General features: G+C 66.2%; 20 protein-coding genes. 7 read left to right on the top strand and 13 right to left on the bottom strand.

The features are described 5' to 3' along the window. Nucleotides 1-44: 44 nt before the first annotated feature. From EMQ25_RS15595 to EMQ25_RS15565, 7 genes are all read right to left on the bottom strand, one after another. Nucleotides 45-1,670 (bottom strand): ABC transporter ATP-binding protein, encoded by a 1,626-nt coding sequence (locus EMQ25_RS15595; RefSeq protein WP_127189535.1) that lies wholly within the window; start codon nt 1,668-1,670, stop codon nt 45-47. After that, nucleotides 1,667-2,761, bottom strand: coding sequence for an ABC transporter permease (locus EMQ25_RS18425; protein WP_244606616.1), 1,095 nt, complete (start codon nt 2,759-2,761; stop codon nt 1,667-1,669). Before EMQ25_RS18425 ends, EMQ25_RS15595 begins: the two co-directional genes overlap by 4 nt. 1 nt (nt 2,762) lies before the next feature. After that, on the bottom strand, nt 2,763-3,878 hold the full coding sequence (locus EMQ25_RS15585; protein WP_127189533.1) for a microcin C ABC transporter permease YejB: 1,116 nt from the start codon (nt 3,876-3,878) through the stop codon (nt 2,763-2,765). Between the two features lie 118 nt (nt 3,879-3,996). Beyond that, entirely contained in the window at nt 3,997-4,887 is an 891-nt protein-coding gene (locus EMQ25_RS15580; RefSeq protein WP_127189532.1) for a GntR family transcriptional regulator, read from the bottom strand. Nucleotides 4,888-4,962: 75 nt separating this feature from the next. Beyond that, nucleotides 4,963-5,931 carry an ABC transporter permease gene (locus EMQ25_RS15575; RefSeq protein ID WP_127189531.1) on the bottom strand — a complete coding sequence of 323 codons (969 nt, stop codon included), beginning with the start codon at nt 5,929-5,931 and terminating at the stop codon, nt 4,963-4,965. Between the two features lie 30 nt (nt 5,932-5,961). Then, nucleotides 5,962-7,431: a sugar ABC transporter ATP-binding protein gene (locus tag EMQ25_RS15570; RefSeq protein ID WP_425290248.1), complete on the bottom strand. Its 1,470-nt coding sequence runs from the start codon at nt 7,429-7,431 to the stop codon at nt 5,962-5,964. Nucleotides 7,432-7,578: 147 nt separating this feature from the next. Further along, entirely contained in the window at nt 7,579-8,571 is a 993-nt protein-coding gene (locus tag EMQ25_RS15565) for an ABC transporter substrate-binding protein (protein ID WP_127189529.1), read from the bottom strand. Between the two features lie 197 nt (nt 8,572-8,768). On the opposite strand from EMQ25_RS15565, the gene EMQ25_RS15560 reads away from it, so the two are divergent. Both EMQ25_RS15560 and EMQ25_RS15555 read left to right on the top strand, forming a co-directional pair. Continuing rightward, nucleotides 8,769-9,770, top strand: coding sequence for a zinc-binding alcohol dehydrogenase family protein (locus EMQ25_RS15560; RefSeq protein WP_127189528.1), 1,002 nt, complete (start codon nt 8,769-8,771; stop codon nt 9,768-9,770). A gap of 7 nt (nt 9,771-9,777) precedes the next feature. Further along, nucleotides 9,778-10,320 carry a DUF924 family protein gene (locus tag EMQ25_RS15555; protein WP_127189527.1) on the top strand — a complete coding sequence of 181 codons (543 nt, stop codon included), beginning with the start codon at nt 9,778-9,780 and terminating at the stop codon, nt 10,318-10,320. Nucleotides 10,321-10,324: 4 nt separating this feature from the next. Here the strand turns inward: EMQ25_RS15555 and EMQ25_RS15550 are convergent, their stop codons facing one another. After that, nucleotides 10,325-11,167, bottom strand: coding sequence for a transglutaminase-like domain-containing protein (locus EMQ25_RS15550; RefSeq protein WP_127189526.1), 843 nt, complete (start codon nt 11,165-11,167; stop codon nt 10,325-10,327). A gap of 159 nt (nt 11,168-11,326) precedes the next feature. Here EMQ25_RS15550 and EMQ25_RS15545 point away from each other — a divergent pair, with 159 nt between their 5' ends. From EMQ25_RS15545 to EMQ25_RS15530, 4 genes are all read left to right on the top strand, one after another. Next, complete coding sequence (locus EMQ25_RS15545; RefSeq protein WP_127189525.1) at nt 11,327-11,680, top strand: GntR family transcriptional regulator; 354 nt, start codon at nt 11,327-11,329, stop codon at nt 11,678-11,680. Continuing rightward, the gene (locus EMQ25_RS15540) at nt 11,677-12,561 is read left to right on the top strand and encodes an ABC transporter ATP-binding protein (RefSeq protein WP_127189524.1); all 885 of its coding nucleotides are present in this window, start codon (nt 11,677-11,679) and stop codon (nt 12,559-12,561) included. The genes EMQ25_RS15545 and EMQ25_RS15540 overlap by 4 nt, the downstream gene beginning before the upstream one ends. After that, entirely contained in the window at nt 12,558-13,439 is an 882-nt protein-coding gene (locus tag EMQ25_RS15535; protein WP_127189523.1) for a hypothetical protein, read from the top strand. The genes EMQ25_RS15540 and EMQ25_RS15535 overlap by 4 nt, the downstream gene beginning before the upstream one ends. A gap of 99 nt (nt 13,440-13,538) precedes the next feature. Beyond that, complete coding sequence (locus EMQ25_RS15530; RefSeq protein WP_127189522.1) at nt 13,539-14,456, top strand: VOC family protein; 918 nt, start codon at nt 13,539-13,541, stop codon at nt 14,454-14,456. A 67-nt stretch (nt 14,457-14,523) separates the two neighbouring features. Here the strand turns inward: EMQ25_RS15530 and EMQ25_RS15525 are convergent, their stop codons facing one another. The 5 genes from EMQ25_RS15525 to EMQ25_RS15505 form a co-directional block, all read right to left on the bottom strand. Then, the gene (locus EMQ25_RS15525) at nt 14,524-14,874 is read right to left on the bottom strand and encodes a RidA family protein (protein WP_127189521.1); all 351 of its coding nucleotides are present in this window, start codon (nt 14,872-14,874) and stop codon (nt 14,524-14,526) included. Nucleotides 14,875-14,885: 11 nt separating this feature from the next. Continuing rightward, nucleotides 14,886-15,638, bottom strand: coding sequence for an SDR family oxidoreductase (locus EMQ25_RS18285; protein ID WP_127189520.1), 753 nt, complete (start codon nt 15,636-15,638; stop codon nt 14,886-14,888). Nucleotides 15,639-15,699: 61 nt separating this feature from the next. After that, nucleotides 15,700-16,797, bottom strand: a complete 1,098-nt coding sequence (locus tag EMQ25_RS18280; protein ID WP_127189519.1) for an ATP-dependent DNA helicase — start codon at nt 16,795-16,797, stop codon at nt 15,700-15,702. Next, on the bottom strand, nt 16,797-17,483 hold the full coding sequence (locus tag EMQ25_RS15510) for a fumarylacetoacetate hydrolase family protein (protein ID WP_127189518.1): 687 nt from the start codon (nt 17,481-17,483) through the stop codon (nt 16,797-16,799). Before EMQ25_RS15510 ends, EMQ25_RS18280 begins: the two co-directional genes overlap by 1 nt. Before the next feature lie 72 nt (nt 17,484-17,555). After that, nucleotides 17,556-18,977: a mannose-1-phosphate guanylyltransferase/mannose-6-phosphate isomerase gene (locus EMQ25_RS15505; RefSeq protein ID WP_127189517.1), complete on the bottom strand. Its 1,422-nt coding sequence runs from the start codon at nt 18,975-18,977 to the stop codon at nt 17,556-17,558. A gap of 140 nt (nt 18,978-19,117) precedes the next feature. Here EMQ25_RS15505 and EMQ25_RS15500 point away from each other — a divergent pair, with 140 nt between their 5' ends. Beyond that, nucleotides 19,118-19,963, top strand: coding sequence for a MurR/RpiR family transcriptional regulator (locus EMQ25_RS15500; RefSeq protein WP_127189516.1), 846 nt, complete (start codon nt 19,118-19,120; stop codon nt 19,961-19,963). Nucleotides 19,964-20,001 lie beyond the last annotated feature (38 nt).

The raw sequence follows: 20,001 nt of genomic DNA, 5'->3' as shown, positions 1-20,001 counted from the left end.
TTCCCAATCGTCGTTGTCGGGCCCGCCGGGGCGGGCGCCGGGGTTCAGTTCTGCGGCCGCATGGGCCCTTTGCCGGTATCGAGGGCGGCCGCCAGCAGAGCCTTGGTATAGGGCTCTTGTGGCCGGTTGAAGATCGCTTCTGCCGGACCCTGCTCGACGATCCGGCCCGATTTCATGACGAGCACGTCATTGGCGAGCGCGCGTACCACTTTGAGGTCATGGCTGATGAAGAGGTAGGAGAGGCCCTTGCTCTCCTGCAGCGCCCGCAACAGGTCCACCACCTGTGCCTGCACGCTCATGTCCAGCGCGGAGGTCGGTTCGTCGAGCACGACCAGCCGCGGCTCGAGCACCATCGCCCGTGCGATGGCGACGCGCTGGCGCTGCCCGCCCGAGAATTCGTGCGGATAGCGTCCGCGTGTTGCCGGGTCGAGCCCGACCTCCTCGAGCGCGGCGATGACGCGCGCCTCGATCTCCTCGGCGCCGAGCCCCGGCCTGTGCACGCTGAGGCCCTCTGCGATGATCTCGGCGACCGACATGCGCGGGGAGAGGGACCCATAGGGATCCTGGAAGACGATCTGCATGTCCTTGCGCAGGGGGCGCATCGCCTTCCAGGAGCGGTTCTGGATGTCGGCGCCGTCGAACCGGATGGTGCCTTCGGACGAGACGAGCCGCAGGAGCGCGCGTCCCAGCGTCGTCTTGCCCGATCCCGATTCCCCGACGACCCCGAGGGTCTGGCCTTCGCGCAGGACGATGTCGACATCGTCGACCGCCTTCACATGCCCCACCGTTCGCTTGAGAAGCCCCGCCTTGATCGGAAACCAGACTTTCAGATGCTCGGCCACCAGCAGCGGGCGCGCGGCGGCATCGGTGCCGGGGGGCTGACCCTTCGGTTCGGCCGAAAGCAGATGGCGGGTATAGGCGTGCTCGGGCGCGGCAAAGACGCGCTCGGTCGGCCCGGTCTCGACGATCTCGCCGGCATTCATCACGCAGACCCGGTCGGCCATGTGCCGGACGATCCCCAGGTCATGGGTGATGAAGAGCATCGCCATGCCGTGGCGCGCCTGCAGCGATTTCAGCAGTCTGAGGATCTGCGCCTGCACCGTCACGTCGAGCGCGGTGGTGGGCTCGTCCGCAATCAGGAGCTTGGGTTCGTTGGCGAGCGCCATCGCGATCATCACGCGCTGGCGCTGGCCGCCCGACAATTGGTGCGGAAAGCTTTCGAGCCGGCTCTCGGGATTGTCGATGCCGACCTCGCCGAGCAGTTCGATGGCCTTGCTGCGCCCCGCCTGCTGCCCGAGCCCGCGATGGACGCTCAGCACCTCGACGATCTGGCGCCCGATCCGGTGAAGCGGGTTCAGCGAGGTCATCGGCTCCTGGAAGATCATCGAGACCGCATTGCCGCGCACCTGGCGCAGCGCCCGCTCGTCGGCCTTGAGCAGATCGCGGCCTTCGAAGAGGATTTCCCCGCGCGGATGGGATGCGGGCGGATAGGTGAGGAGCTTCAGCACCGACAGCGCCGTCACCGATTTCCCCGAGCCCGATTCCCCCACCAGCGCCACCGTTTCCCCCGGGGCGATCGAAAAGCTCACGCCCCGCACCGCGCGCACCGGATCGGGGCCCGTGCCGAAGGCGACCTCGAGGTCGCGGATATCCAGAAGCGGCCCGGTCACGTGAAGGTCTTTCGCGGATCGAACGCGTCGCGCACCGCTTCCCCAATGAAGATGAGGAGGCTGAGCATGATCGCGATGACGAGGAAGCCGGTAATGCCGAGCCAGGGCGCCTGCAGATTGTTCTTGCCCTGCGCGAGCAGCTCCCCGAGCGAGGGCGAGCCGGGCGGCAGGCCGAAGCCGAGGAAGTCGAGCGAGGTCAAGGTCGTGATCGAGCCCCCGAGGATGAAGGGCATGAAGGTCAGCGTCGCGACCATCGCATTGGGCAGCAGGTGCCGCCACATGATGCGGCCGTTCGAAACCCCGAGCGCACGCGCCGCCTGCACATATTCGAAGTTCCGCCCGCGCAGGAATTCGGCCCGCACCACCCCCACGAGCGCCACCCAGGAAAAGAGCAGCAATATCCCGAGGAGGATCCAGAAATTGGGCGCGATCACCGAGGAGATGATGAGCAGCAGATAGAGCGAGGGGATCGAGGTCCAGATCTCGATCGCCCGCTGCGCGATGAGATCGACCCATCCCCCCAGATACCCCTGCACCGCGCCCGCCGCGACCCCGATCACCGAAGAGATGAGCGTCAGCGTCAGCCCGAACAGCACCGAGATGCGGAACCCGTAGATGAGCCGCGCCAGCACGTCCCGGCCCTGGTCGTCGGTCCCGAGCCAATGGTAATTGCCGATCGAGCAATTGGGGTCCTCCGCCCCGAGCGGCAGGCGGCCGCAGCTCTGCTCGGCGGTCATCAGCCATGAGGGCGGGGAGGGCGGCGCCACCCCGAGCGCGGTATCGACCGTCCGGAACGAATAGCGCACCGGCGGCCAGAGCGCCCACCCATTGGCCTCGATCTCCTCCTGGATGAACGGATCACGATAGTTGGTCACCGCCAGGAAGCCGCCGAACTTGGCCTCCGGATAATCGACGACGATCGGATAGAGCGTCTCGCCCTTGTAGGAGACGATGATCGGCTTGTCGTTGACGATGAGCTCGGCGACGAGCGTCACGAGGAACAGGACGAGGAAGATCCAGAACGAGACATAGCCGCGCCTGTTGCGCTTGAAATTGGCGAGCCGGCGCTGGTTGATGGGCGAGAGCGCCAAATCAGACCTCCCGGCTCTCGAAATCGATGCGCGGATCGATCCACATATAGGTGAGGTCCGAGATGAGCCCGATGACGAGCCCCATCAGCGAGAAGATGTAGAGCGTCGCGAACACCACCGGATAGTCCCGCCCCAGCACCGCCTCGAAGCCGAGCAGCCCCAGCCCGTCGAGCGAGAAGATCGTCTCGATCAGGAGCGACCCCCCGAAGAACGCCCCGATGAAGGCGCCCGGAAAGCCCGCAACGATGATCAGCATGGCGTTGCGGAAGACGTGCCCGTAGAGCACCCGCCGCTCGGTCAGGCCCTTGGCCCGCGCCGTCATCACATATTGCTTGCGGATCTCCTCGAGGAAGGAATTCTTGGTCAGAAGCGTCGTCGTCGCGAACGCCCCGAGCGACATGGCGATGATGGGCAGCGTCAGGTGCCAGAAATAGTCGAGGATCTGCTGCCACCAGCTCAGCTGCGCGAAATTCTCCGACGTCAGCCCCTGGAGCGGGAAGATCGTCCAGAAGCTGCCCCCCGCAAAGAGCACGATGAGGAGAATGGCGAACAGGAACCCCGGCACCGCGTACCCCACGATGATGACGCCCGAGGTCCACACATCGAACCGGCTGCCGTCCCGCATCGCCTTGGCGATCCCCAGCGGGATCGAGATCCCGTAGCTGATCAGCGTCATCCAGAGCCCGAGCGAGATCGACACCGGCATCTTCTCGAGCACGAGGTCGATCACCGAAATGTCGCGGAAATAGCTCTCGCCGAAATCGAAGCGCAGATAGTTCCACAGCATCATGCCGAAGCGCTCGAGCGGCGGGCGGTCGAAACCGAACTGCGCCTCGATCTGGGCGATGAATTGCGGGCTCAGCCCCTGCGCGCCGCGATATTGTCCGCGCGGCGTATCCCCGGTCGCGGCCGCGCCGATCCCCGGCTGCACCCCCGCTTCGCCCGGTCCCGCCCCGGTGATGCGCGAGGTGACGTTGAACTCGCTCCCCGAGATCTGCGCGATCATCCGCTCCACCGGGCCGCCCGGCGCAAGCTGCACGACGAGGAACGAGACGGCCATGATCCCGAAAATGGTCGGGATCATCAGCAGCAGGCGTCTGAGGATGTAGGCGCCCATCAAGTCTCCGGTTCGGGGTAGGGTGTGGGCCGAAAGCCTTGAAATTCAACCATGGTTTTGTCGGGGCGGCCAGACTTCTTTTGCGCCCGCCCGCTCACGGCTGCGTGCGGGAGGGGGCTCAGGGCTCCGCGAGCGAGGCCAGCAGCGTCTCGCGCGCCGAGACGAGGTGGCGTCTGCACGCCTCGGCGACCGCCGCCCGGTCGCGCTTTTCGAGCGCGTCAATATAGGCGATGTGCTCGCCGATCGCGACGGCGTTGCGCTCCTTCTCGAAGGTCTTGTTCCACTGGTAGTGGTAGTGGAAGATGAAGGCGATGATGTCGTAGAAATCGCGGATGAAGCGATTGTCAGCCGCGTCGTTGATGAGCCGGTGCAACCTTGCGTCGAGCTCGGAAAAATCGTGGAAACGCGCGTCGAGTTCGGCCAGCAGCGCTTCGTGATCGGCCCGCAGGACCCTCAGGCGGGCCCATGAGGGGTCGTCTTCGGGCAGGGCGATGAAGGCTTCGGCCGCGCGCATTTCGAAAAGCTCGCGAATGTCGCAGAGCTCGAGCGCGAAGTCCCGCGTCATCCCCTTGAACGTCCAGCGCGCGTTGGGGCGGCGCTCGATGAGCCCGAAGCGGGCAAAGCGGTTGAGAAACTCGCGGATCCCGGTGGTCGAGACGTTGAACTGGCGCGCAAGATCGAGCGCATTGATGTGCGCGCCGGGCTTGAGATCGCCCCGGAGCATCCATTCCATGAAGCGCTGTTCCACCTGGTCGGCCGTCGGCACCGTCTCGGCGTCGGGAAAGGCATCGGCGTGTTCGGGGGTGGCGGTGACGATGCGGCGGCGCCCCGCGCCCGAAACGAGCCCGCGCGCCGTAAGCCCCTCGAGCACCTTGCGCACCGTGGTGCGGCTCACCGCGAAGCGCTCGGCGAGCGCGGTCTCGGAAGGGAGCGGCGCGCCCGCTCCGGACCGCGCCACCAGTTCGAGCGCCTGGTTGAAGGCGCGTTTGTAGACGGTATCGGTTTTCACCTCAGACCCCGATCGGCAAAGCGTGGTGGCCCCGTCCTAATGGATGGAGGGCCCGCGGGCCCTCCGCCTTTGGTCTTACTGCCGGCGTCGCCGCAGCTGGTCGAAGAAGACGATCACGATGATCAGGAGGCCCGTGATGATGCGCTGCCAGAACGAATTGACGTTGAGCAGGTTCGCCCCATTGTTGATCGTTGCGAGGATGAAGGCGCCGATCAGCGGGCCGTGCACCGAACCCACCGCACCGAAGAGGCTCGTGCCCCCGATCACGGTCGAGGCGATCGACTGCAATTCCCAGCCTTCGGCCTGCGTGGCGTTGCCGATGCCGATGCGCGCGGCGAGCAGCACCCCCACAAAGGCCGCGCAGACCGCCGAGAGCGAATAGGCGATGTAGATCATGCGCGGCACGTTCACGCCCGAAAGGCGCGCCGATTCCGGGTTCGAGCCCACCGCAAAGAGGTAGCGGCCCCAGCGCGTGTGGTGCAGGAAGATATAGGCGGGCACCGCAACGAGGATCACCATCCAGAAGAGGTTGGGGATGCCGAGGAACGAGTTCCGCGAGAACTCGGTGAAGCCGGTATCGGTGATGTTGATCGTCGCGCCATTGGTGATCAGAAGCCCCACCCCGCGCAGCGAGGTCAGCGTCGCCAGCGTCATGATGAAGGGCGGCATGCCCATCTTGACGATGCCGAAGCCGTGGAAGAGCCCGATCGCGAGCCCGATCAGGAGTGTAATGAGGATGGCGCCCCAGACCGGCACGCCCTGTTGCAGGAGCCAGGCAACGGTGACGGTCGAGAACCCCACGATCGCGCCCACCGACAAATCAATGCCGGCGGTGATGATGACGAAAGTCTGCCCGATCGCGAGGATCGCGATCATCGAACCCTGGCGCAGCAGGTTCGCGATATTGTTGGGCGTTCCGAAGTTCGGCGTCGCGATCGCCAGGATCACCCATAAAAGGATGAGCAGCGCGAGCAGGGTGAGCGCGAACAGGAAGTTGAAGTTCCGCATGGACATCGGCTTTTTCTGCGGGGCTTCGGTGCTCATTGGCGTCTCCGGGGGTCGCTGTGCAAAGCCTCAGACACCGATCGCCTGGGCGAGGATGTCTTCATGGCTGGCTTCGTGGAACTTGCGGCTGGCGACGAGGTGCCCCGTGCGAAACACATGGAGCGTATCGGCCATTTCATAGACTTCGGGCAGGTAGGAGGAGATCAGGATGATCCCGGCGCCGTTCTTGAGGAGATCCCCGAAGAGGCGATAGATTTCGGCCTTGGTGCCGACGTCGACACCGACCGTCGGCTCGTCGAAGATGAAGAGGTCAGCCCCGTGATTGAGCCATTTGCCGATCACGACCTTCTGCTGGTTGCCCCCCGACATGGCCGAGACCAGCACCCGCCGGCTCGGCGTCTTGATGGCGAGATCGGAAATCTGGCGATCCGCCAGGCGCCCTTCTTCTCGCCCGTCGATCAGCGGGCCCCGGCTCAGCCGGTCATAGACCGGCAGGTTGATGTTGAAGCCGATGGGCAGGTTGAGCGCGAGCCCCTGGTCGCGCCGGCTTTCGGGCGCGAGCGCGATGCCCATCTCGATCGCCTGGCGTTCATTGGTGATCGATAGGGGCTTGCCCTTCCAGAAGATCTCGCCCGAGGTCGCGGGATTGCGCCCGAAGAGCGAGAGGGCGAATTCACTCCGGCCCGCGCCGATGAGGCCATAGAGCCCGACGATCTCGCCTCGCCTCACGCTCAGCGACACGTTCTCGAAGCCCTTGCCGCTCAGCCCCTTGGTCTCGATCAGCACCTCGCCGATCGCGATCTTTTCCTTGTGGTAGATCTGCTCGAGCGAGCGGTTGATCATCATCGCGACGAGTTCGGTCTCGTCGGTTTCCCCAATATTGCGCGTGCCCACCAGAAGCCCGTCGCGCAGCACCGACACCCGGTCGGCGAGCTCGAACACCTCTTCCATGCGGTGGCTGATATAGACGATCGTCACCCCTTCGGCCTTTAGCCTTCGGATGAGCGCGAAGAGCTGCGCTGCCTCTGAACGGGTGAGGTAGGCGGTGGGCTCGTCGAAGATGAGGAATTTGGTGCCCCGGAGCGAAGCGCGCGCCGTCGCGACCAGCTGCTGCTGGCCGATGGTGAGATTGCCCAGGATTTCTCCTGCCGGCAGCTGGAAGCCCATGTCGTCGAGGATGCGCTGCGCTTCGCGCGTCATGGCGCGCTGCTGCATCAGCCCGAAGCGGACCTTTTCGTCGCCCAGAAAGATGTTGGCCGCGACCGTCAGGTGGCGGCAGAGCACGACCTCCTGGTGAACCGCGTTGATCCCGTGGTCGATCGCCTCCTGCGGGGTGTCGAGCCCCACCGGCTCGCCCTGCCAGAGGATGTCGCCGCCCGTCCGCCGGATGACGCCGGTCAGGAGCTTGATGAGGGTGGATTTACCGGCCCCGTTCTCGCCCACGATCGCGTGGATCTCGCCGCGGCGGAAGCTGAGGTCGGAGCGTTTGAGCGCCTGCACGAACCCATAGCGCTTCTCGAGCCCGCGCAGTTCGAGGATCGGCGCCTCGGTCTCGGCGGCTTGCTTATGGGGCTGGGCGTGCGTCTGGGGTGCCGGCGCACCGGCGTCATAGGGATCGGTCACGGCGTCCTCCCAAACACCGGGATAGGGGCCGGCGCGGGGAAAGTCCCCCGCGCCGGAGCGAGATCAGTCGACGGCGGGGTTCAGCAGTTCCTGCGAACGCGGCTCGTTCATGTTCTCGGTGGTGATGAGGTTGGCGCCGGTATCGACATTGGCCTCGACCTCTTCGCCATTGGCCGCGGCAAGCGCGGTGGCGATGCCGTCATAGCCCATGCGATAGGGGTCCTGCACCACGAGGGCCGCGATCACGCCTTCGGACAGGAACTGCACGAGGCGTTCGTCGCTGTCGAAGCCCACGAGCGCGATCTGGTCCTGCACGCCGTTCTCGGCGACGGCCTGGCCTGCGCCCTGCGCCATGATCAGGTTGGATGCGAAGATGCCGCGCAGGTTCGGATTGGCGGTGATGAGGTCGGTGGTGATGTTGAGCCCGGTGGTCGCCTGCCCGTCCGCGACGCGGTCGGCGACGAGGTTGAGCCCCGGATAGGCTTCGGCGAGCCGCTCCTTGAAGCCTTCGGCGCGCTGGTCGAGCGAGCCCACGCCCGGCAGTGCGGTGATGAGCGCGACATCGCCCTCGATCGCGCCGTGCTTGGCCTCGATCGCCGCGGCGAGGCCGTCGGCGGCGACGCGTCCGCCCTCGACGTTGTCGGTGGTCAGGAACGAGGTGAACGCATCGCTGTCGGCCGCCGAGTCGATGCCGATGATGATGGTGGACTGTGCCGCCTCGGTGATCGGGGCCCCGAGTGCCGCGCGTTCGGTCGGCGAGATGACGATGGCGGCCGGATTGCCGGCGACGGCGTTTTCGAGAATAGTGATCTGGCCGTTGATGTCGGCTTCGGACTGTGCGCCCAGTTCAGGCACGTTGACGCCCAGATCCTGCCCGGCCTTGCGTGCGCCGGCGAGCACGATCTGCCAGTAGAAGGACGTGGTGTCCTTGACGATGATCGGAATGGTCGGCTGGTCCTGCGCGGTGGCAGGTGCGGCGGCGACGAGCCCCGCAGCAAGCGCGAGGGCGGACAGCCCGATGAGCGAGCGACGGCCGATAGACCCAAAAGACTTCATGATTTCTCTCCCGTTAGGCGCCTTGTGCGCCGGGCGGTCCTCCAACCGTCCGGCAGCGCTGGAAGGAAGTGTTACGTATATTATACCAAAGTTGCAATCAGTCTTTTATGCATAGGAAACGCGCTTTTCCTGTCGCCTGCCGCCTGCGCCGCCGCTATGGTCCGCGCCCAGCACAGGACGAGAATGTGGAGGTTCCGATGAAGGCCATTTCCTGCACCAGCCCCGGCACGCTCGAGGCGATCGATGTCGAGCGCCCGGCCCTCGGCGCAGGCAAGGTCCGGGTCGGCATTCGCCATATCGGCATCTGCGGCACCGACTACCACATCTTCGAAGGCAAGCACCCCTTCCTTCAATATCCCCGCATCATGGGCCACGAGCTTTCGGGCGTCGTGCTCGATCCCAACGGGGTCGAAGGCTTCGCCGAGGGGGATGCGGTGGTCATCAACCCCTATCTGCCCTGCGGCCATTGCGCGGCCTGCGCGGATGGCAAGCCCAATTGCTGCGAGACCCTCAGCGTCCTCGGCGTGCATTCGGATGGCGGCATGTGCGAGGAAATCGTCATGCCCGCCGAAAACCTCTATCGCGCCGACGGGCTCAGCCTGCGCGATGCGGCCATGGTCGAGTTCCTCGCCATCGGCGCCCATGCGGTCGCGCGCACGCAGGTGAAATCGGGCGCCCGCGTCCTCGTCGTCGGCGGCGGACCGATCGGGCTCGGCGTCGCCTTCTTTGCAAGGATCGCCGGGGCCGAGGTCACAATCCTCGATGCGGCCGCCGACAAGCGCGACGCGGCCCTCGGGTTCGGCTTCGGCGCCTTCGGGCTCGACGAGATCGAGGGCGAGGCCTTCGGCGCGGTCCGGCGCAGCGGGTTCGACGCGGTGTTCGATGCCACCGGCCATATCGGGGCGATGAACCAGAGCCTCTACCACGTCCGGCATGGCGGCGATTACACGCTCGTCGGGGTCATAAAGGGCGACCTCGTCTGGCCCGATCCGGACGTCCACAAGCGCGAGCTCACCATCCGCGCCTCGCGCAACGCCCTGCGCGCCGATTTCGAGCATGTGATGGCCTCGATCCGCGAGGGCCTCGTCCCGACGGACCGACTCGCCACCCATGCAACGAGCCTCGAGCGCGTGCCCATTGACCTGCCGGCCTGGGCCGCGCAACGTCAGGGCCTCATCAAGGCCATCATCACGCTCTGAGGTTCCTATGCAGTCTGCCGACGAAATCATCACCTTCTGGTTCACCGAACATGGCGAGAAGGACTGGTTCGGCGGCGGCCCCGATTTCGATACGCTGCTACATGCCCGCTTCGGTTCGCTGCACGAGCATGTCGCGCGCGGCGAGGCGTGGCGCTGGCGCGAGACCTCGGAGGGGCGCCTCGCCGAGATCATCGTGCTCGATCAGTTCTCGCGCCAGATCCACCGCGGCAAGCCCAAAGCCTTCGCCCAGGATGCGATGGCGCTCGCCCTCGCCCAGGAGGCGGTGGCCGGCGGACACGATCAGCGCGTGGCCCCGCGCGAGCGCATGTTCTTCTACCTGCCCTACATGCATTCGGAATCCCTCGTCATCCACGAGGAGGCGCTGCGGCTCTACGAGGCGCTCGGCAATTCCGAGGCGCTCGAGTTCGAGCACGCCCACATCGCCGTCCTCAAGCGCTTCGGGCGCTATCCGCGGCGCAATGATGCGCTGGGCCGGCCGTCCTCGGCCGAGGAACTGAGCTATATCGCGAGCGACGAAGGCCGCTTCTGAACGCTCAGCCGCCCACCACGCTCACCGCTTCGGTCGTCCATTCGCGCGCCGGGTCCGCCGCGCCGTCGACCGGCTCGATCCAGACCGATTTGGGCTGCGGCACGACGCTGCCGTAAAAGGTCGCGAACGCGGTGTCCGCCGCGTCCCGGCCCATCCCGATCCGCACGATGCTGTCGAGCGGGGCGAGGCGCGTCGCGTCGAACAGATACCACCGCCCGCCCAGATACGCCTCGAACACCGCATGGAAGTCCTGCGGCACCAATTGCCAGGCATAGGACGAGATGAACCGCGCCGGAATGCCGAGCGCCCGGGCGAAGGTGATGCCCAGATGCGCGAAGTCTCGGCAGACGCCGGCCCGCTGCGAAAACGTGTCATAGGCCGATGTCGCGCTGTCGCTCGAACCGCTCAGATAATCGACATGCTGGTAGATCCAGTTGCAGATCGCCGTCATCCGGTCATGCCCGGTGCCGATCTCGCCGAATTCGCGCCACGCGAAACGGGCGAGGAGATCGGACTGGCAATAGCGGCTGGGATAGAGATAGGGCAGCACCTCGAGCGGAATGCGCGACACCGGCATCTCGGCAATCCCCGCCGGATCCTCGCGGCTCGCCACCAGATCAATCTCGGCCCGATAGTCGATGGTGTATTCGCCCGGTTCGAGCACCAGCCGCCTGTAGAGATTGCCGCTTTCGATCGCCCAATGCGGCTCGGCCTCGACGAAGGGCGAGATGATCAGCGATTCGCTCTGCACCTGCTGCCGGTCGAGGCGCATCGCCTCGATGTTGAGGATCATCGTGGTCGGCGTCGTCACTTCATAGCCGAGATGGCAGCCGAGCGAGAATTTCATGGTCTCTTGACCCTCCAGTCGCTCCGCCGCGCAGAGCCGATGCGCCTAAACCCCGATCGCTCCCTCCGGTTCCGGCCCGGCCCGAGGATTTCGCGCCGGGACCGGCTTGACATGCGCACATGCTGTGTTAGGTAACTACTACACCAGTTAGGCAATGCAATGAGCCAGTGGAACGACAGAGAGCCGATCTTCCTCCAGATCCGGCAGCGCCTCATAGCCATGATTCTCTCGGGCGAGGCCCAGGAGGACGCGGCCCTGCCCTCGGTGCGCCAGATCGCGACGGACCTTGCGGTCAATCCCCTTACGGTCACGCGCGCCTATCAGTCGCTCACCGATCTGGGCGTCGTCGAAAGCCGCAGAGGGCTCGGCATGTTCGTGTCCCCCGGCGCACGGGAACGCCTGCTCGTCCACGAGCGGGAGAAATTCCTCTCCGAGGAATGGCCCCGCCTTTCCGCCCGCATCGAGGCACTTGGCCTCGACATCCAAGACCTGCTCGCAAGGAAACCCTCATGAGCGACCCTCAACCCATCGTCTCCGCCCGCGGTCTGCGCAAGCGCTTCGGGCGCAACGAGATCCTGCACGGGCTCGATTTCGACATTCCCGCCGGACGGATCTACGGGCTGATCGGCCACAATGGCGCCGGCAAGACGACGACGCTCAATGCCCTTCTCGGGCTCACCTCCTGCGAGGGGGAAATCCGCGTGCTCGGCCGGGATCCCTTTGCCGAGCGCGCGCGGATGATGGAGGATGTCGCCTTCATCTCCGACGTCGCGAGCCTGCCGCGCTTTTTGAAGGTCTCCGATCTCTTTTCGATGCTGACGGCGATCCATCCGCGCTTTTCGCGGGCCCGCGCCGAAGGCTTTCTCGAAGGCACGGACGTCAAGGCCCATCACCGGGTCAAGCACCTCTCCAAGGGCATGATCGCCCAGTTGCACCTCGCGATCGTCATGGCCATCGATGCGCGCCTGCTCGTCCTCGACGAGCCGACCCTCGGGCTCGACATCACCTACAGGAAGCGCTTCTACCGCAGGCTCCTCGAGGACTACATGACCGAGGACCGAACCCTGCTCATCACCACCCACCAGGTCGACGAGATCGAGTTCATGCTCTCGGACGTCATGTTCATCCGCGATGGCGCGCTGATCCTGCATACACCCATGGAGAGCGTCGGGCAGCGCTACGCCCAGCTGATCGCCGAGCCTGCCCGGCTTGCCGAGGCAGAGGCGCTGAAGCCGGTCTTCACCGAAACCCGGTTCGGCCAGACCGTCCTCGTTTATGAAGGCGTTCCCGCCGAAACCCTAGCTCCGCTCGGTCAGGTCTCCACCCCGACCCTCAGCGATCTTTTCGTTGCCCTTATGCAGCGCGATGCCGGGACCACGGAGGCTGCCCGATGAAAGCCTTTCTTGCACTCGTCAAACGCGAGCACATCGAACATCGCGCCGCCTTCGTTTACGCGCCCGCCGCGATCCTCCTCATCTTCACCGTCGCCATCTTCTCGGCGGTGCTGCTCGGGCGGCTCCGCGTCGAATGGGATTTCGGCATGCCCGGCGCCGGCAAATTCTTCGAGATCGGCTTCATGGGCATGGCGGGCTTCTGGTGGATCTACCTCTTGCCGGTGCTGTTCTTCTACTTCGCCGACGCCTTCAGTGCCGATCGGCGCAACAATGCCATGCTCTTTTGGAAGTCGATGCCGCAATCGGATCTGAAGATCCTCGGCACCAAGACCTTCGCGGGCCTCGTGGCCTTTCCCGCGCTCGTCTTCCTTGCCATGCTGGCGACGGGCGTCGTCCTGATGGGCGTTTCGGCCGCCATGGCGCTGCGCATCGACCAGATGGCCGCGCCCGATCCCGTCGGCCTCTTTTCGAGCTTCTTCCAGGTCAGCGCGGTCGCGCTCGCCTTCCTCATCTTCGCGCTCGTCTGGTACGCGCCCTTTTATGTCTGGGTGGGCGGGCTCTCGACCGTCTTCGGGCGCTGGAGCATTCCGCTCGCCTTCCTGATCCCGGCGCTCCTCGGGCTTTTCGAGAACCTGCTCTTCTTCGGGGACGGGCCCGATGGCGGCTACGTCTTCTCCTTCCTCAACGCCCGCAGCCAGTTCGCGGTCGACCGCGAGATCTGGCAGGCGCAGATCCTCTCCGAAACCCCGCTCGAAGCCTCCGTCCTGATCGGCAATCTCATTTCCAACATCGATTGGGTGGGCATGGCGACGGGCATCCTCTTTGCCGGCATCGTGCTCTACCTCGCCAGCGAATACCGGCGGCGCGTGATCGACTGACCGGGCAGATTTACCGAACGAACCCTTCGGCAGGGACGGGGTACGCCCCGTCCCCTCTGGCGCCTATCTTCGGGGTCAGCACATCCGAAAGGCACGCCCATGTTCCCCGTTGAATCGCAGTCCAGCGTGCGCAGCGCGCCGCTCCTGCCGCTCTCGACCACGCTCGGCCCCGTCCACATCGCCGTCACCGACCGCGCTGAGGCGCTCGCCATCTGGGGCGATGTCGTCGGGCTCGAGCTCCTCTCCGAAACCGATGGCGTCCTCTCCCTCGGCGTCGGGGGCAAGCCCCTGATCGTCCTTGAAACCGGGGCCCGCACCAGGGTGACCCCGCGCACGCTCGGGCTCTATCACGTCGCCATCCACGTCCCGACCCGCGCCGAAATGGCCCAGCTGGTCGTCCGCGCGCTCCGCGCCAATGTCCGCATCGCCCCCACCGACCATCTGGTCTCCGAGGCCATCTATCTCTGGGATCATGACGGCAACGGCATCGAGATCACCTTCGAGACGCCCTGGCGGGGTACGCTGGGGGATCCGGAAGCGGGTGCCTATGCCGTCACGGCCGATGGCCGCCCGCATTCGGGGCGCGAGCCGATCGATCTTGAGGATCTGCTCGGCGAGCTGGGGCCCGACCCCGTGCTGAGCCCCCTTATGCCCGCGGGCACGCGCATCGGGCACGTCCATGTGCACGTCAGGGATCTCGACGAGGCCATGCGTTTTTACCGTGACGGGCTGGGCTTTGGCGGGCTCTTCATCATCCGCGCCTTCGGCATGGGCGATGTCGGGCTCCACTACACGCCCCACGCCATCGCCTTCAATGTCTGGGCGGGCCCCGATGCGCGCCTGCCGGCGCCCGACAGCGCGGGCCTGCGCTTTTTCGCCATCAACCTGCCCGATGCCGCGGCGCTGGCGGGCGTCCGCTCGCGCCTTGCCGCGATGAAGGTTTCAACGACCGAAATCGAGGGCGGCATCGAGACGCGCGATCCTTCGGGAAACCGGCTGCGCGTGCTTCTCAGCTGACCCGGCCAGACGGAAAAGGCCTCTCCCCCGGCAGGAGGAGAGGCCTTTGTTCGTCCGTGCCGAACGCTCAGTCGACCGCGGCGATCGCGAGGATCTCGACGCGCAGCGAGGGATTGGCCAGCCGCGCTTCGATGCAGGCGCGGGCCGCCGGATTGGCCGGGTCGATCCACTTGTCGTAGACGCTGTTCATCGCGGCGAAATCGGCGATGTTGGCGAGGATCACCTGCACCGACAGCAGCTTGGACTTGCTGCTGCCGCCCTCGGCGAGCAGCGCGTCGACCTTGGCGAGCACCTGCTCGGTCTGGCTCTCGACCGATGCGGTCGCATCGTCAGCCACCTGGCCGGCGAGATAGAGCGTGTTGCCATGGCGCACGGCCTGGCTCATGCGGGGGCCGGAGTGGAAACGGGTAATGGTCATGATGTTGTCCCTCAGAGTGTGATGCCGCCATCGACGACGAAATTCGCGCCCGTGGCATAGGCCGATTCGTCGCTGGCGAGATAGACCGCGATATGCGCCATTTCGTCCGGCTGGGCCATGCGCCCCATGGGCTGCCGGGCAATGAACCCCGCCCAGGCCTTGTCGTGATCGCCCGTGCGATTGGCCCGATCGTGCAGCGACGGGCTGTCGACGCTCCCCGGGCAGATCGCATTGGCGCGGATGCCGCGCGACATGTAGTCGAACGCGATCGACTTGGTGAAGCCGATCACGGCCGCCTTGGTGGTCATGTAGGCGAGCCGGTTCGGTACGCCCTTGAGCGAAGAGGCGACCGAGGCGACGTTGATGACATTGCCTTTCCCGCGCCCGAGGAAATGCGGCAGGAACGCCTGGGTCAAGACGAACATGCCCGTGACGTTGATGGCGAAGGACCGGTCCCAGTCCGCAAGGCTCGTCGTCTCGAGCATCCCCTCATGCACCCATCCCGCGCAATTGAAGAGTGTGTCCACATCCGCGTGCCGGGCAGCCGCCTCGCGGAGCCCCTCGTGATCGGTCACGTCGAGCACATGGGTCTCGTGATCGCCCCCGATGCCGCGCAATTGCTCGGCGACTTTCTCGAGCGTGCCCGCGTCGCGGTCCGTCGCGATCACCCGCGCCCCCTCGCGCGCAAAGGCCAGCGCCACCGCGCCCCCGATCCCCGCGCCGCCCGCCGTCACGAATGCCGTCTTGCCGTCCAGCCGTCCCAATGCAGCCTCCCTTTTTTGTTGGGGCGCACGTTAGCGGGGCAGGGGGCGGCGTCAAGGCTGCTCAGGATACGACGGTGATCCGCTCCGCCGCGCGGGTGACCCCGGTATAGAGCCAGCGCCGCGCCTCCTCGCGAAACACCCCGCTCTCGTTGAAGAGATAGACATTGTCCCACTGGCTGCCCTGCGCCTTGTGAACGGTCAGGCAATAGCCGAAGGTGAACTCGTCGAACTGCCGGCGCTCGGGCCAGGGCAGCAGATCCTCCTCGCCCGCAAAGAACGCCCGGTGCACCAGCACCTTGGCCTGCGCCTTGGTGCCCGCCGTCTCGTCGGGGTCGAGCTGCAGCTGGTAGCGCCCCGAATTCTTGCGCTTGACCTCCCCCACCGTCCAGATCTGCCCGTTGAGCAGCTTCTTCTGCGGATTGTTGCGCAGGCAGACGAGCCGGTCCCCCACCACCGGCTCGTGAAAGGGCAGGCCCCTCAATTCCCGCAGCCGGTCGTTGTAGTGCAGCCGCGTCTTGTTGCGCCCCACCAGCACCTGGTCGGCCTCGAGCACCGCATCCCGGTCGACCTCGCCCCGCCCGATGACGACGGAATCCCCGAACCGCCCCCGCTCGAGCCGCCCCCCCTCGCGGATCTCCACCGACATCGCGATGATCGGATTGTCCCGCGCCTGCCGGTGGATCTCGGTCAGCATCAGATCGGGCTCGACGCTGGTGAAGAACCCCGCCCCCTGCACCGGCGGCAGCTGGAACGGATCGCCCAGCACCAGCACCTTGGTGCCGAAGCTCAAGAGATCCCGCCCCAGCTGCTCGTCCACCATCGAGACCTCGTCGATGACGATGAGATCGGCGCTCGCCGCCTCCGATTCCGGGTCGAGCGCGAATTTGGGCTCGCCCTCCTTTTCGGACACCAGCGAATAGATGAGGCTGTGGATGGTCGATGCGCCCCGGCACCCGTGCTTGCGCATGACGAGCGCCGCCTTGCCGGTGAACGCGGCGTATTTGACCGATTTCACCCCCTGCGCCAGATGCCGGGCGAGCATAGACTTGCCGGTCCCCGCCCAGCCGAAAAGCCGGAACACCTGCGGGCCGTCCTTGTCCTTGAGCCATGCGGCGACGCGGGTCAGGGCCTCGTCCTGCTGGGGCGACCAGACGACCATCAGACGATGCGTGCGGTCACGGTGCCGATCCCCTCGACCTCGCCCTCGAGCAGATCCCCGCGCCGGCAGGCGCCGACCCCGGCCGGGGTGCCGGTGAAGACGAGATCCCCCGGCATCAGCCGCACGAGCCCCGAGAGATGGGCGATGGTCTCCGCCGGGCTCCAGATCATGTCCGAAATGTCCGCGCTTTGGCGGATTTCGCCATTGACCTTGAGCGTGATCGCGCCGGTCTTCCTGTGGCCGATCTGGTCGACGGGCATCAGCTTGCCGATGGGCGCCGAGGCGTCGAACCCCTTGGCCATGTCCCAGGGCCGGCCGGCCTTCTTGGCCTCCGCCTGCAGGTCGCGCCGGGTGAGATCGATCCCCACCCCATAGCCCCACACATGGGTGAGCGCCGTCTCGGGGTCGATGTCGCTGCCCTCCTTCCAGATCGCCGCGACGAGCTCGACCTCGAAATGCAGGTCCTGCGTGCGGGGCGGATAGGGCACGTCCGCATCCCCCGCGACCAGCGCATCGGCGGGCTTGGAAAAGAAGAAGGGCGGCTCCCGGTCGGGATCGTGCCCCATCTCGCGGGCGTGCTCGGCATAATTGCGCCCCACGCAGAACACCCGACGTACCGGAAAGGCCCCGATCCCCGCGATCGGCAGCACCACTGGCGGCAGGGGCGCAACGACATATTCGGACATGAGGCGATTCCCTTTTTGTTCGCTCGGGCGCACACTAAGCCTTGCCGGCGCGCGCGCAACCGGGGAGGCGCGTCACTCGCGCCCGAATTCGTCTTCTATGCGGATGATGTCGTCCTCGCCGAGATAGGAGCCGGTCTGCACCTCGATCAATTCGAGCAGGATCTTGCCCGGATTGGCCAGCCGGTGGCTGCATCCCAATGGCAGATAGATGCTCTCGTTTTCCGTCAGCATCGTCACCGTCCCGTCGAGCGTCACCTCGGCGGTGCCCGAAACGACGATCCAGTGTTCGGCCCGGTGGTGGTGAAGCTGCAGGCTGAGGCGCTTGCCCGGCTTTACGAAGAGCCGCTTCACCTGGAAGCGCGACCCCGACAGCACCGAGGAATATCCGCCCCAGGGGCGGTATTCGGTCCGGTGGATTTCGGTCAGCCCCGCGGTCATCGCGTGTCCGCGCAGCGTCTTCACCATCTGGCCGACCTTCTGGGCGTCCTGCATGCGCCCGATATAGATCGCGTCCTCGCTGGCGATCACCGTCAGATCCTCGAGCCCGTCGATCGCCACATGCGCCTTTTCCGAAACGACGAGCGAGCGCTGCGTGCCCGAAAGCGTCGCGGGCCCATGGGTCACATTACCCGCCGCATCCTTGTCGCTCACCTTCCAGACCGCGTCCCAGCTCCCAAGATCCGACCAGAAGAAGCCGACGGGGATCACGGCTGCCTTTTCGGTCTTCTCGAAGATGGCGTAGTCGACCGAGACCGATGGCACGGACGCGAACGGCGCCTCGGCGAGCCGCAGGAAATCGAGATCGGCACGCGCTTCGGCCACCGCCTTTTCCGCCCCGGCAAGGATCTCGGGGGCAAGCGCCGCGCATTCGGCGAGGAAATGCCCGGCTCCCAGCATGAACATGCCCGAATTCCAGAGAAAGCCGCCCTCAGCGAGCATCTCCTCTGCCCGCACCACATCCGGCTTTTCGACGAACCGCGCGACCCCGTGCACGCCCTCGGTGCCTTCTGGGCCGAGCGAAATATAGCCATAGCCCGTTTCGGGCGCGGTGGGGGTGATCCCGAAGGTGACGAGCCGTCCCGATGCCGCGGCGCGCGCCGCCCGGTCCACCGCGTCCCAATAGCCTTCATCGGTCTCGACCGCATGGTCCGAGGGCAGGACGTGCAGCACGGCCTCCGCCCCGAACCGCTCCCGCGCGAACAGCGCCGCCGCGGCGATGGCGGCGGTCGTGTTGCGCATGACTGGCTCGAGCAGGATCGTCGCGGGGGTCACGCCCGCCTCCTCGGCCTGCTCGGCGGCGATGAAGCGGTATTCGGTATTGGTCACGATGACGGGGGCGGTATAGGCGGGGCCGCTCACCCGCTCGAGCGTCTGCCGATAGGGGCTCGTCGGCCCCACCAGCGGCAGGAACTGCTTGGGGCGGGCCGCCCGCGACAGCGGCCAGAGCCGCGTACCCTGCCCACCGGCAAGGATGATGGGGACGATGCCCGGCATGGATCGATATTCCAAAAGACAAAGATAGCGGCGCGATCCTAACCGGTTCGGCGGGGCTGGCCAGCCTTTTTGGGGGCTTTGCATCGATGTCGCGGCGAGAGGCGCTGGCGGGGCCGGGGTGCGGGCGCTAGATTGGCGCGATGGATGCCGAAATTTCCAATGCCCCGGATGTCAGTCCCCCGCGCGACCTCGCGGGGCTGCGCGCGCTTATCCTCGCGCGGCGCGACCGCTTTCCCAAGCGCCTCGCGCAGATCGCGATCTTCGCGCTCGACCACCCTGAGGATTTTGCGCTCGGCACCGCCGCGACCATCGCCGCGCGCGCCGAAACCCAGCCCTCGGCGCTCGTCCGCTTCGCCCAGTCGCTCGGCTATCAGGGCTTTTCTGATCTGCAGGCGGTGTTCCGCGATAATCTGCGCGGCCGGCCGCCGAGCTACGAGACGCGCCTTGCCGCGATCGGGGAGGGGGATGGGCTCTCGCGCGGCGCCGCGCTCCTCTCCGAATCGGCCACCGCCGCCCGGCATTCGCTCGACGCGCTCGCGCGGATCGATCCCGCAGCGCTCGAGGCCGCGGTCGCGACGCTGGCCGAAGCCGAGACCATCCATCTCGTCGCCCAGCGGCGGGCGTTCCCGGTCACCGCCTATCTCGCCTATGCCTTCGCGCAGCTCGGCGTCCGTGCCCGCGCGGCGACCTCTCCTTTCGGCATCGAGGCCGAGGAGCTCGGCTTTGCGACCCCCGCCGACCGGGTGATCGCGGTGTCGTTCTCACCCTATGCCCCTGCCACGATCGCCCAGGCGCGCCTCCTTTCGGAGCGCGGCCTCCCCATCGTTTCGATCACCGACAGTGCCTTCTCGCCCCTCGTGCCGCTCTCGGCGCATTGGTTCGAAATCGCCGAGGGCGATTTCGGCGGCTTCCGCTCGCTTTCGGGAAGCCTCGCCTTTGCCATGGCTCTGGCCATCGCGGTCGCCGAGGCGCGCCGCCGACACTAGTCGCAAGAGGGGCACGCATTGACGCCCCGGCCCGCCCG

Origin of the sequence: Arsenicitalea aurantiaca, from assembly GCF_003994485.1 — a bacterium.
In the GTDB taxonomy this organism is placed as follows: Bacteria; Pseudomonadota; Alphaproteobacteria; order Rhizobiales; family Devosiaceae; genus Arsenicitalea; species Arsenicitalea aurantiaca.
Note: the sequence above shows the minus strand (reverse complement) of the source record. Positions and strands in the feature narration are given on the sequence as shown.

Bases quoted from the DNA above. Each gene is read 5' to 3' on its own strand.
- EMQ25_RS15550 (WP_127189526.1), bottom strand. From the start codon at position 11,167: ATGAAATTCTCGCTCGGCTGCCATCTCGGCTATGAAGTGACGACGCCG.
- EMQ25_RS15530 (WP_127189522.1), top strand. From the start codon at position 13,539: ATGTTCCCCGTTGAATCGCAGTCCAGCGTGCGCAGCGCGCCGCTCCTG.
- EMQ25_RS15510 (WP_127189518.1), bottom strand. From the start codon at position 17,483: ATGTCCGAATATGTCGTTGCGCCCCTGCCGCCAGTGGTGCTGCCGATC.
- EMQ25_RS15545 (WP_127189525.1), top strand. From the start codon at position 11,327: ATGAGCCAGTGGAACGACAGAGAGCCGATCTTCCTCCAGATCCGGCAG.
- EMQ25_RS15525 (WP_127189521.1), bottom strand. From the start codon at position 14,874: ATGACCATTACCCGTTTCCACTCCGGCCCCCGCATGAGCCAGGCCGTG.
- EMQ25_RS15555 (WP_127189527.1), top strand. From the start codon at position 9,778: ATGCAGTCTGCCGACGAAATCATCACCTTCTGGTTCACCGAACATGGC.
- EMQ25_RS15535 (WP_127189523.1), top strand. From the start codon at position 12,558: ATGAAAGCCTTTCTTGCACTCGTCAAACGCGAGCACATCGAACATCGC.
- EMQ25_RS15540 (WP_127189524.1), top strand. From the start codon at position 11,677: ATGAGCGACCCTCAACCCATCGTCTCCGCCCGCGGTCTGCGCAAGCGC.
- EMQ25_RS15565 (WP_127189529.1), bottom strand. From the start codon at position 8,571: ATGAAGTCTTTTGGGTCTATCGGCCGTCGCTCGCTCATCGGGCTGTCC.
- EMQ25_RS15560 (WP_127189528.1), top strand. From the start codon at position 8,769: ATGAAGGCCATTTCCTGCACCAGCCCCGGCACGCTCGAGGCGATCGAT.
- EMQ25_RS15505 (WP_127189517.1), bottom strand. From the start codon at position 18,977: ATGCCGGGCATCGTCCCCATCATCCTTGCCGGTGGGCAGGGTACGCGG.
- EMQ25_RS15500 (WP_127189516.1), top strand. From the start codon at position 19,118: ATGGATGCCGAAATTTCCAATGCCCCGGATGTCAGTCCCCCGCGCGAC.
- EMQ25_RS18280 (WP_127189519.1), bottom strand. From the start codon at position 16,797: ATGGTCGTCTGGTCGCCCCAGCAGGACGAGGCCCTGACCCGCGTCGCC.
- EMQ25_RS15575 (WP_127189531.1), bottom strand. From the start codon at position 5,931: ATGAGCACCGAAGCCCCGCAGAAAAAGCCGATGTCCATGCGGAACTTC.
- EMQ25_RS15585 (WP_127189533.1), bottom strand. From the start codon at position 3,878: ATGGGCGCCTACATCCTCAGACGCCTGCTGCTGATGATCCCGACCATT.